At 37.3% G+C, this 12,227-nt stretch carries 8 protein-coding genes; 7 read left to right on the plus strand and 1 reads right to left on the minus strand.

Features of this window, described 5'->3' with window-relative positions:
• The first annotated feature begins 2 nt into the window (after nt 1-2).
• From IEV09_RS10045 to pepF, 6 genes are all read left to right on the plus strand, one after another.
• Nucleotides 3-3,182: a DEAD/DEAH box helicase gene (locus IEV09_RS10045; RefSeq protein WP_188368172.1), complete on the plus strand. Its 3,180-nt coding sequence runs from the start codon at nt 3-5 to the stop codon at nt 3,180-3,182.
• 255 nt (nt 3,183-3,437) lie between these two features.
• Entirely contained in the window at nt 3,438-5,165 is a 1,728-nt protein-coding gene (locus tag IEV09_RS10050; RefSeq protein WP_229731704.1) for an ABC transporter ATP-binding protein, read from the plus strand.
• A gap of 226 nt (nt 5,166-5,391) precedes the next feature.
• Nucleotides 5,392-5,790, plus strand: coding sequence for a transcriptional regulator SpxA (spxA, locus tag IEV09_RS10055; protein WP_188368173.1), 399 nt, complete (start codon nt 5,392-5,394; stop codon nt 5,788-5,790).
• Between the two features lie 191 nt (nt 5,791-5,981).
• Nucleotides 5,982-6,716, plus strand: coding sequence for an adaptor protein MecA (locus tag IEV09_RS10060; protein WP_188368174.1), 735 nt, complete (start codon nt 5,982-5,984; stop codon nt 6,714-6,716).
• A gap of 169 nt (nt 6,717-6,885) precedes the next feature.
• Nucleotides 6,886-7,854, plus strand: coding sequence for a competence protein CoiA (locus IEV09_RS10065; protein ID WP_188368175.1), 969 nt, complete (start codon nt 6,886-6,888; stop codon nt 7,852-7,854).
• Between the two features lie 62 nt (nt 7,855-7,916).
• On the plus strand, nt 7,917-9,731 hold the full coding sequence (gene pepF, locus IEV09_RS10070) for an oligoendopeptidase F (RefSeq protein ID WP_188368176.1): 1,815 nt from the start codon (nt 7,917-7,919) through the stop codon (nt 9,729-9,731).
• A 22-nt stretch (nt 9,732-9,753) separates the two neighbouring features.
• Here pepF and IEV09_RS10075 read toward each other — a convergent pair whose 3' ends face one another.
• Nucleotides 9,754-10,935, minus strand: coding sequence for an MFS transporter (locus IEV09_RS10075; RefSeq protein WP_188368177.1), 1,182 nt, complete (start codon nt 10,933-10,935; stop codon nt 9,754-9,756).
• Between the two features lie 337 nt (nt 10,936-11,272).
• On the opposite strand from IEV09_RS10075, the gene licT reads away from it, so the two are divergent.
• Nucleotides 11,273-12,112 (plus strand): BglG family transcription antiterminator LicT, encoded by an 840-nt coding sequence (licT, locus tag IEV09_RS10080; RefSeq protein ID WP_188368178.1) that lies wholly within the window; start codon nt 11,273-11,275, stop codon nt 12,110-12,112.
• The last annotated feature ends 115 nt before the right edge of the window (nt 12,113-12,227 follow it).

Here is a 12,227-nt window from a genome sequence, read left to right on the forward strand (position 1 = left end):
GCATGAAGTGGAGTATACCAGAACGAGTCATTGAACGTGGTCGCGATTATTTGAATCAAGACCGTGTATTGTCCGTTGTAGCTGATGAAGACAATCAAGTCTGGCGCGCGGAAGTCTTAGGAAGTGAACTGTACCGTGTCGACTTAGATGCGACAGCCAAAGAAGAAGACTACTGTCAGTGCCCTTATTGGGAAGAGCATCATTTTTGTAAACATACCGTGGCTGTTGAGCTTTATTTACGTAAGAAAGGTTTGACTCGTCAAATCAAAGCAGAAAAAACAACCACGCCCATTTCCTTTTCAAATTCTGAAATGTTCTCAAAAGGTTTCTACCGTCTACAAGAAGAAAAAAATAACCAACCGCTGATTCAACGGCTTGAAATTAGTTGTCAAATCGATAGTTTAGCCACGAATCCTTACCGTAAAGAACTGGATGTTTTAGGCATTAGCTTAAAGCTTGGTTTACAAGGGGAGCGTAAGTATGTCATCAAAAATATTTATCGCTTCTTACAAGTGTATCAAGATGAAAAAATGTACAGTGGCATTAAACAAGGCACGTTCCATCTACATCCGGATGCTTTTTCGGAAGCTGAAAACGACGTCTTGCGTCATTTATTGAATAATGCGCAAACCCAGCAATTGTTGGGGCATACTGGCGTACAAGTTAATGGCGTACTCGATAAAAAGTATTTACTTTTACCAGTTAGCGAGGGACAAGAATTACTCGAAAAGATGCAAAAAATTCCCTTTGTTTTTGTGAGTGGTGATAAAAAGTATTCGAAATTACCTTTCAGCGATCAACCATTACCACTAGCTTTTACCTTAAAACCACACGATGAGACGAGTTATGAATTGACGCAAGTCCATGATTTTGATCATGTCTATCAAGCCTATCGTTGGGGGATTTTTAAAGGCGAGATTTATCAAATGACCGCTGAAGAAATGGAAATTTGTTTAACAACGATGCAACTGATGAAACGGTTAGACGAACCTAAAATTATTTATCCTAAAAAAGAATTATCCTTATTATTCCGTCAGGTTTTTCCGTTTTTACGTCAAGTCGGACAAGTCGATATCGATCCGGAAGTCTATGATGCGGTAAGCGAAGCCGCGTTAGAAGTGATTCTTTATTTGCGGAGAAAACAAGGGAAGATTGATGTTCGTGTCGATTACAAATACGATGACATTGTATTTTCTAGTCACACGGCGTTTGAAAATAACCCAGAGGATGCACCCGAAGTGTTACGTGATTATCAAGCTGAATCCCGTGTTGTTCAAATGTTGGAGCAATTTCAGTTTAAGCAAGACACGCAACCTGGATGGCAAAAAGAAATTCCTAAAGGTGTGCAATTGTTTCAATTTTTCAATCATGAAGTCCCGACTTTACGACAACTTGGTAAGGTACACGTAGGGAAAAAATTGAAAGAAATGTATTTAGATGGCGAAGATTTCCGACCGGTGATCGAAGTCGGTCAAGAAGATTCTTGGTTGAATGTCTCGTTTGATATTTCAGGTATTAGTGAAAATGAAGTGCAAGAAGTCTTGCGTAGTTTACTTCGTCAAGAAGCCTTTTATACGTTAGCCGATGGGAAAGTTTTATCATTGATGGATGAACAATTCCAAGAGACGAGCCGAATTTTACAACAGTTGCGTCAAGAACTAAAAGAAGGAACGACGAAATTTGAGATCCCGTTACATCGTGGGTTACAACTGCAAGCACATTTAGGTGAAAAAGCTCATTTCAGTCAAAGTTTTGATCAGTTAACGAAACACTTAGTTGAGCCAGGGACTTTCGAAGCAACATTACCGAAAAATCTACAAGCTGATTTACGTGAATATCAAGTGCTTGGTTTCCGTTGGTTAAAAATGCTAAGTCATTATTCGTTCGGTGGGATTTTAGCCGATGAAATGGGACTTGGTAAGACTTTACAAACGATCGCTTTCTTACTTTCAGAAAAAGAAACGAAGACAAAGATTCCGACACTAATTGTGACACCAGCCAGTTTAACTTATAACTGGCAGCAAGAAATTAAACGTTTTGCACCTGATTTATCAAGTGTTGTCGTTCACGGGACAAAAGAAGAGCGCCAAGCAATTTTAGCTGGTGAAAAAGATATTTACATCACGTCTTATACAAGTTTGCGTCAAGACGTTGAGACATATCAAACCAAAAAATTCACGTATCTAATTTTAGATGAAGCGCAAATGGTCAAAAATAGTTATACCAAAACAGCACAAGCCTTACAATCACTTGTGATTCCTGTTCGATTTGCTTTAAGTGGGACGCCGATTGAAAATAATTTAGATGAACTTTGGGGTTTATTCCAATTGATTATGCCTGGATTTTTCCCGACGCGCCAAAAATATCGTGAGTTAACAGCAGAAGAAATTGCTCGAATGGTAAAACCTTTTGTCTTACGTCGTGATAAGAAGAGCGTGTTGAAAGATTTACCAGAGAAGATTGAACGCAATTACTACAGTGGCTTAACTGCGGAACAAAAAACAGTTTATCTCGCTTATTTACAACAAATGCGTGAAGAAGTTTCTGGCATGGATTCTGACACATTCCGTAAGAATCGAATTTCGATTTTAGCTGGTTTGACTCGCTTGCGCCAAATTTGTTGTGATCCTCGTCTGTTTTTAGATGACTACGAAGGGACTTCTGGTAAGTTGGAACAAGTGAAGATGTTAGTCAAAACAGCGATTGAAAACAATCGTCGTGTCTTACTCTTCTCACAATTTACCGGTATGTTAAGTATTTTAGAAGAAGTCTTTGCCGAGATGGATATATCTACCTTTTATCTACGTGGTAGTACACCGCCAAAAGAACGTGTTGATATGGTGAATGCTTATAACGCGGGTGAAAAAGAAGTCTTCTTGATTTCCCTGAAAGCCGGGGGAACTGGACTGAATTTAACTGGAGCGGATACGGTTATCTTGTATGACTTGTGGTGGAACCCAGCCGTTGAAGAACAAGCCGCTGGTCGTGCGCACCGCATGGGACAAAAAAAGGTTGTTGAAGTTTGGCGGATGATTGCTGAAGGAACGATTGAGGAACGGATGGATGCGTTACAACAAGAAAAACGTGAACTCTTCCAAAAAGTCATCCAAGGCAATGAAACACAGTTACAACAATTAACCGAAGAAGACATTCGCTTGATTTTAAGTATGGGCGAAGAGTAAATCAATTAACGACTTACAACGTTTTTTATAAACGAGTAAGTCGTTTTTTTGTGTAGAAAATTAATTAAGAACGCCTGTTTCAACATGAAAGCCAAGGGATTCTCGAAAGAGGGCGGATAGCAAAAAGTCCTCTGGAGTTTTTATCCTGAACTTTCTTGCTTTCAATGGAATCCCAAAAAAGAAGCGATTAGGACGATTCATCAAAGGAAAAGTCTGTTATACTTGTAGGTAGATTAAGTGAAGGGAGTTAAAAATATGCGCCGTTTTTTTAGTTATTATCGTCCTTATAAGGGCTTATTTATGTTAGATTTTTGTTGTGCAATTTTAGCAGGATTGTTAGAATTAGCCTTTCCTGTGGCGGTTAATCAAGTGATTGATAAGATTATGCCACAGAATAATTTCAAATATGTGTTACTTGCAAGTCTAGGTTTATTTATGTTTTACATTATTAATACGATTTTGCAATACATTGTTGTTTACTTTGGACACGTTTTAGGGGTCAATATTGAAACGGATATGCGTAACGAATTATTTGAACATTTGCAGCATCAACCATTTGAGTACTATGATAATCAAAAGACCGGGAAGTTAATCAGTCGTTTAACAACCGATTTATTTGAAATTTCAGAGGTTGCACATCATGGACCAGAAGATGTTTTTATTACGATTATGACGTTAATTGGATCGTTTATCTTGATGTTCCGTATGCATGCACAATTAGCGTTTGCGACATTTGCTTTAATTCCGTTAATTACGATTGCCTTAGTCGTTTTTAATAAAAAAATGACAACAGTCAATACAGAGATTTATGATAATTTAGGTGAGTTTAATGCCGGTGTGGAAGCTGCGGTTAGTGGGATTCGTGTTACACAATCCTTTGCCAATGAAGCACATGAAAAGGCACGATTCTATTACTTAAGTGATTTGTACCGTCGTTCGAAAATCGTTTTCTACAAAGTAATGGCGATTAGTTCTTCTTATAACTATTTAATGATTCGATTGATTAATTTATTTGCTTTAATTTTCGGTTCTTATTTTACAATCAAAGGTGAGTTAACATACGGTCAATTTGTTGGTTTTATTCTATTAGCAAATGTCTTTGTACGTCCGATTGAAAAAGTGAATAACATGATTGAAAGTTATCCAAAAGGTATCGCAGGTTTTCGTCGTTTAACGCAAGAGCTCGATAAGAAACCAACAATTGTTGATCAAGCCAATGCGATTACGGTCGATCATTTGACCGGAAATATCTCTTATCAAGACGTTTCATTTTCTTATGCCGATCATACGAAAGTCTTAAATCAAATCTCGCTAGAAATCAAAGCAGGTGAGACGGTAGCTTTTGTTGGCCAAAGTGGTTCAGGAAAAACAACGCTATGTAATCTGCTGCCACGTTTCTATGAAGCAACGAGTGGGACGATTACGATTGATGGAATCAATGTTCAGGATATGACTCTTGCTTCTTTGCGTCATCAAATTGGAACGGTTCAACAAGACGTCTTTTTATTCCCAGGAACAATGCGTGAAAATATTGCCTATGGAAAACTAGACGCAACCGAAGCCGAAATTTTGCATGCGGTGAAATTAGCCCATCTCGAAGGAGTAATTGGCCAAATGAGTGAAGGACTCGATACGATTGTTGGTGAACGAGGCGTTAAATTATCTGGCGGACAAAAACAACGTGTAGCGATTGCGCGGATGTTTTTGAAGAATCCACCGATATTAATTTTAGATGAAGCGACTTCAGCACTCGATACAGAGACCGAAACAGTGATACAAGAGTCACTCAATTCATTAGCCAAAGGGCGAACAACATTAATTATCGCCCACCGCTTAGCAACGATTAAACACGCAACGAGAATAGTTGTAATGAGCGATCAAGGGATTTTAGAAGAAGGCACTCATGAAGAATTAATGGCCAAAAAAGGGCCATATCGTAAACTTTATGATGCTCAATTTCACGATGAAACGAGCAAAAATTAGACAGTATTTTCTTTAGTTTTTAATTAAATTTAAATGAGAAATTTTCTTAGGAAAGAGAAGTTTAAAAGAGAAAATGTTCATAAAATCGGTCTATATAACCGTAAAGTTTGACATAAAATCTAAAAGAACGCTAGTATTCTCTAATAATTTACTGTATAATGAATGAAACAATGAAATAAAATGGTAACTGTTCTTTTGCTTTTAATAAATAAAGGAGTGATGCACGTTGTTGACACTATATACTTCCCCAAGCTGTACGTCATGCCGTAAAGCCCGTGCTTGGTTACAAGAACACGAGATTCCTTTTGTTGAGAGAAATATTTTTTCAGAACCATTAAATATTTCCGAACTAAAATCAATTCTACAGATGACGGAAGATGGGACCGAGGAAATTATTTCTACTCGTTCAAAAGTTTTCCAAAAATTAAACATGGATTTAGATGATCTACCGCTACAAGGATTATTAGTCCTCGTACAAGAAAATCCAGGTTTATTACGTCGTCCGATTATGGTTGATGAGAAACGTTTACAAGTTGGCTTTAATGAGGATGAAATTCGTCGATTCTTACCGCGTGATGTTCGTCAATTTGAACTACGCCAAGCCCAATTAATGTCAGGATTATAATAAAACAAAGCTGAAACAGTCTACACTGTTCCAGCTTTTTTGATTAAACGAATCGAAAGTGCAGCTAAGAAACGGATCTTTCGTTTAAGAATTGCTCAGATTGAGGGGAAGTGAGCGTTTTTCCCTTTACTTTTATCTTTCTTTCGTTACAATTAAATAGAAGATATATAAAGTGAGGTGTAGCCAATACAATGGAAATGGAACATATTAATGAAAATACGATTCGTGTATTAATCCAAGGTGAAGATTTAGTTGCTCGAGGCATTACATTTATTGATTTATTAGGCAATCATCAAGAAATTGAATCTTTCTTTTATAGTATTTTAGAAGAAGTCGATGTTGAGGAGCAATTCATCGGAAGTGAAGCAGTCACGTTTCAAGTTCTGCCTAAAGGTGATGGCCTCGAATTAATAATTAGTAAGAATCTCTCACCAGATGAGATGACACCCTACGAGATTTTTACAGATCAGTTTACGGATGATGAGTTATTATCGATTTTTACTGAAACAGAAGAGAGTCAAGATCAAGAAGATGCAGTGGATGAGTTACTAAATGCTTTAAATTCAGACAATCCAACTGCCAAAGAATCAGAAAACCCAAAGCGTAAGAAAAAGGAGCAAGAGAAACTGCTAGAAGTTAATCGTCGCTATGTTTTTAGTTTAATATCCTTTGAAGCAGCAATTTATATTGCAGCCTCAGTCACGTTAGAGGAAGCACAATCAAGTTTATACATGCTAAAAGACCATTATTATTTAGCAGTCAATTTTGCAGAAGATGCATCTGAATTATTAATCAAAAATAGTGTGGCACATATTTCAGAGTTTGCTCGTGTTTCTGAAACGACAGAAGATGTTTTATTAGAACATGCTCAAGTGATTATGTCAGGTGATGCGTTAAGTACAATTAATGAATATTTTGAAATTTAAGAATAGAGATTAAAAGGCGTTGTATTGCCTTTTAGTCTCTTTTTTATTGTTCATCAAACGGGTCTGCTTTGATGAACAATAAAATTGGTGGAAGGTGATATGGGAACGATTTTTTGTTTAAAAAATTATCGCTTTTTTTACGAATCTAATCGTAAGGAAGGTGAGCTTGGTGTTTGTAGCAGAAGATATTCAAGGACAGAAAATTTGGGCTCAAGATTGTTTTACCCAACAAAAGGGGAGTTGGCATTGCCCAAGTTGTAAAGGACAGGTCCGTTTAAAACGTGGCCCTTTGTTGGCAGCGCATTTTGCCCATGTTTCCCTTGTGGATGATTGCCAGAGTTTTAGTGAAGGAGAGACGGCGGAACATCTATCGGGGAAGATGTTATTAGGACGTTGGGCCAAAGGCAGTGAATTAGAAGCCTATTTACCAGAGTTAAAGCAACGACCCGATGTTTTATGGGGGAATCTCGCAATGGAATTTCAATGTTCTAGTTTAGCTTTTGAACGGTTTGTTGAACGAACAGAAAAGTATATCAAGCAAGGCTATGCGCCGTGGTGGATCCTAGGGGAAAAGTTTCATCCGAAACAACGTTTGAGTGATTTTCAAAAAGCTTGTTGTTATTATGAACCCTTGAGTGGCATCAAGTTATGGTTACTATCCGAGAGGACTCAAACCATTCAGCTTTGCTATAACCTACAGTGGCATTATCAAAAAGGACACCTATACGAACGCAAGAATTTCCAATATGAGCGACAAAGTCTACGGAGAATTTTACTAGAAAAACCTTTGGCTTCAACTGATTCTATCTGGGGAAATTTAGAGTTTAAAAAGGCTCTCGCACAAAAATTATTGCGTTGTGCAGAAAAAATCTTACTTTTGCAAGAGAGATTTTATGTTCAAGCCGCCCATATTTTGTATTTACCTGATTGGTGTTATGAACCGAGCCGTTACTTTTTCTTTTTTGAAGAAGAGTTACTTTATTTACGTTGGTGCGTTCTGCACTCACATTCCTACAATCAATGGTTTGAACAAATTGATAAAATATTATTGAAGTGGCCTTTTCCTTTAATTTCACGCACAAGTATTTTACAAAAAATTTATGAGGAAAGCTGCCTTTTAGCAGAAATAAAAAAATGAGAATAAAATGAGGGCAAGGTGGACATTTTGTGCTACACTAAAAGAAAAGGAGGCGTTTTTTAATGTCAAAAGGTCCACAACAATTACCATTACGTGAAGAGGTTCCAGTTGAATTAACTTGGGATTTGACAACGATATTTAAGAATGATGAGGAGTTTGAACAAGCATTTAATAAGCTTCAAGCCGAATTACCAGAGGTAGAAGCATTTAAAGGCACGTTAAATCAAGGTCCGAAAGTCTTTTTGAAAGCGTTAGAAGCGATTTTTACAATCTCTCGTCAACTAGAATTATTGTATGTTTATAGTCATTTAAAAAATGATCAAGATACAGCCAATACGACTTATCAAGGATTATATGGTCGAGCGGGTGCGTTATATGCACAAGTAAGTGAAGCGGTTTCTTGGTTTGAACCCGAATTATTAACCTTATCTGATGAAGAAATTTTAGCCTATTTGGATGAGGAAGAACTAGCGTTATATCGTCATTATGTCACACAGATTATCGCCAATCGTGCTCACGTTTTACCAGCCGAGCAAGAAGCGTTATTAGCAGCAGCAGGTGAAATCTTCCGTTCGCCAAGTTCAACTTTTTCGGTCTTAAATAATGCCGATTTAGAGTTTCCCGTAATTAAAGGAGAAGACGGTGAAGAAATTCAATTATCCCATGGTGTCTATGGTAAATTAATGGAGAGCACGAATCGTCAAGTGCGAGAAGACGCATTTAATGGTATCTATTCAGTTTATAAGCAATTCCGTAATACGTTTGCGACAACTTTAAGTACGAATATTAAAGGGCACAACTTCAGTGCAAAAGTACGTAAATACGATTCTGCTCGTCAATCCGCTTTAAGCAATAACCATATTCCAGAAAGTGTTTACGATAATTTAGTTAACGTGGTGAATGAGAATCTACCGTTATTGCATCGTTACATGCACTTACGCAAACGTCTGTTAGGTGTCGATGAATTGCATACGTATGATTTATATACGCCGCTATTAGGAGAAGCACCAATTCGCTATACGTATGAAGAATCGGTTGCAAAAGCGTTAGAAGCTTTGAAACCTTTAGGCGAAGAGTATTTAGCAGTCGTTAAAGAAGCTTTTGATAGTCGTTGGATTGACGTGGTTGAAAATAAAGGCAAACGCAGTGGCGCTTATTCATCTGGTGCATACGACACAGCTCCGTACATTTTAATGAACTGGCACGATGCAATCGATCAATTGTACACGCTAGTTCATGAAGTTGGACACAGTGTGCATAGCTACTTTACTCGTAACAATCAACCATACGTTTATGGTGACTATTCGATTTTCTTAGCTGAAATTGCCTCAACAACGAATGAAAATCTATTAACCGAGTATTTATTAAAAACCGAAACGGATCCAAAAGTTCGTGCGTATATTTTAAACCATTACTTAGATGGCTTTAAAGGGACAGTTTTCCGCCAAACACAATTTGCGGAGTTTGAGCATTTTATGCATGTGGAAGATGCGAAAGGCACGCCGTTAACAAGTGAATTTTTAAGTGAGAATTATGGAGAGTTGAATGCACGCTATTATGGCGATGCATTGACGGCTGACGAAGAAATTCGTTTAGAGTGGTCAAGAATTCCACATTTCTACTATAACTATTATGTTTTCCAATACTCAACAGGATTCTCCGCAGCAGCAGCTTTAGCTGACAAAATCTTACACGAAGAAACAGATGCGTTAACGAAATATTTAACGTACTTAAAAGCAGGAAGTAGTGATTTCCCAATTGAAGTCATGAAAAAAGCAGGTGTTGATATGACTGAGGTCGATTACTTACGCGATGCGATGCATGTCTTTGAAACACGCTTAAATGAACTCGAAGCACTCGTTTCTGAATTTGAATAAGCAATAAAAAAAGCCACGCAGTTTATTTGACTGCGTGGACTTTTTGCATAGTTGTTTTTTTCTGATTTAACAGCAACGTTAAGAATCCGGTGCCGACTAAAATAAGAGCCGAAACATAGTAAGGATAGAAATGGTTGATATCAAATAATGAACCAGCCGCCATTGGGCCTAAGATATTTCCAAAGCTTGTAAACGTTGAGTTCAAACCATTGATGGTTCCTTGTTGATCACCGGCATTTTTGGATAAATAAGTCGTGACAGCCGGACGGAATAAATCAAAGGATAAGAAAATCATAAAGGTCGATAAAATCACAACCAATTTACTATCTGTAAAAGCGATGACAGCGATAAAAAGTCCGCTGACAAAAAAGGTTAATTGAATCAATTTCATCTCAGAAATGTGTGACACAATCCAGTTAAAGAAGAAAATCTGACAAACCAGCGCAATCGTACCACTGACCGTGATAATCATTGCGATTTGACTAATTGTAAAACCAAAGTTGACACTTGTCATAATGCTATAAATCGATTCAAAGGCTTGTAGGCCAAAGGATGAAATTAAAATAATAACAAATAATGACGTGAAAATGGGATTTTTAAGAATATCCCAGATTGAACTCTTTTCGAGGTTTGAATGAACGACTTGCTTTTTTTTCGGTTCCTTTAAAATAATTAGTGAAACAATAAAACCTACTAAAGCGACGAAAGATGCGGCGAAAAATGGTGCTCGAATCCCATAATGAGCAATAAAACCACCGATTCCAGGACCAATAATAAAGCCACCACTAATTGCAGCGGAAACTAATCCCATTGCTTTTGGACGCTCAGAAATATCAGTGATGTCAGCGACGTAAGCCGTAACAGATGGCATCACTAGAGCGGCAGCCACGCCACCTAAACCACGTGAAAAGTAGAAACCATTTTTGGTTTGTGCCAATCCGAATAATAACTCTGAGATCGAAAAAATAATCATCCCAGTTGCGATTAATTTCTTCCGTCCTATTTTATCCGATAACATGCCAGTTAATGGTGAGGCGATTAACTGGGCAATCGCAAAGATTGAAATCATCATCCCCATTGTTGCACCTGAGAAATTCATCTCTTCTTTTAGTTGAGGTATTACAGGAATTACTAATCCAACGCCTAAAAAGACAAGGAAGAGATTCGAGATGGCTAAATACATCATACTTTTTTTATTTTCCATAAAAATTCTCCTTAAAAAAGCAGCCCTGAAAAGGCTACTTACTTTTTCTTTGATATCAAAACGAATAGTACAATATTATAATAAAAAGGGGGTGGTGTCATCCTATTTGCCTAATATTTATGAAGAAATTTTCTTGATTAAAAAAATTCTAATATGGGCTTCATTTGTCGGCTCTTGACAAACGATGTAAACTAAGTAAAATGGTAGATAGAAAAGGATAGTTATTGCATAAAAGGCAAGCTCGACCTGTAATATTGATGAAGACTGATGCAAATTGCATGGGTGTCTTTGTTGATAGGCAGGTCTTTTTTATTTTCTAAAATGGAGGTGAGTTTCAGTGATTTATCAAAAAAAATTAAATAATAATGTTGTCATCGCACTCGATGACGATCACAAAGAAGTGATTGTGATGGGGAAAGGGCTAGGATTTAATATTCAAGCAGGGGACACGATTTCCGCAGATCGTATTGAAAAGATTTTTTCGTTAACCGATGTGAAAGCGAATAAACAGCTACAAGAAATTATCGAAACGATTCCAATTAGCTTCGTTGAACTAACCGAAGAAATTTTCTCATACGCTAAAATTCATGTGGCATCCGATTTAAATGATAGCGTGATTTTACATCTCTGTGATCATATTTATATGGCACTCGCACGCCAAAAAGAAGGAATTACCGTGAAAAATGTGATGTTATGGGACATTCAACGCTTTTATCAAGAGGAGTATCAAGTCGGACTGTACGCGCTTGATTTGATTTTTGAAAAAATGGGTGTCCGTTTACCAGAAGACGAAGCCGGTTTTATTGCGATTCATATCGTCAATGCGCAACTAAAACAAACAACCAAATCGGTCCATGAAATTACCAAATTAATGGAAGAAATTGAACAAATTGTTCGCATCGTCTTAGGTGTCAATATAGATAGCCAATCGGTTTATTATCATCGTTTCATTACACATCTGCGCTTTTTCGCACAACGTCTTTTCTCAGAACAGACGCATGAAAATCAAGAGGTCGACGAAATGATGTTACTTGTTAAAAGTCGTTATCCCGAGGCCTATGCTTGTGTCGGGAAAATCGAGAAATTTATTCAAGAAAAATACGACTATGCATTGAGTGAAGAAGAAATCTTGTATTTAAGTATTCACTTATCTCGGATTTACCAAGTGTCAAAGTAGTACCATAATTAGTGATAAGGATAGTTACATTCAGTTGGCTTGACCTTCATATAAGTAAAGTACAAGGAGGATCGTCGAACGATTTGCAAGGTGCAAATCAAAACACTTATTATAT

The sequence above is a fragment of the Enterococcus alcedinis genome, assembly GCF_014635985.1.
Lineage (GTDB): Bacteria > Bacillota > Bacilli > Lactobacillales > Enterococcaceae > Enterococcus_I > Enterococcus_I alcedinis.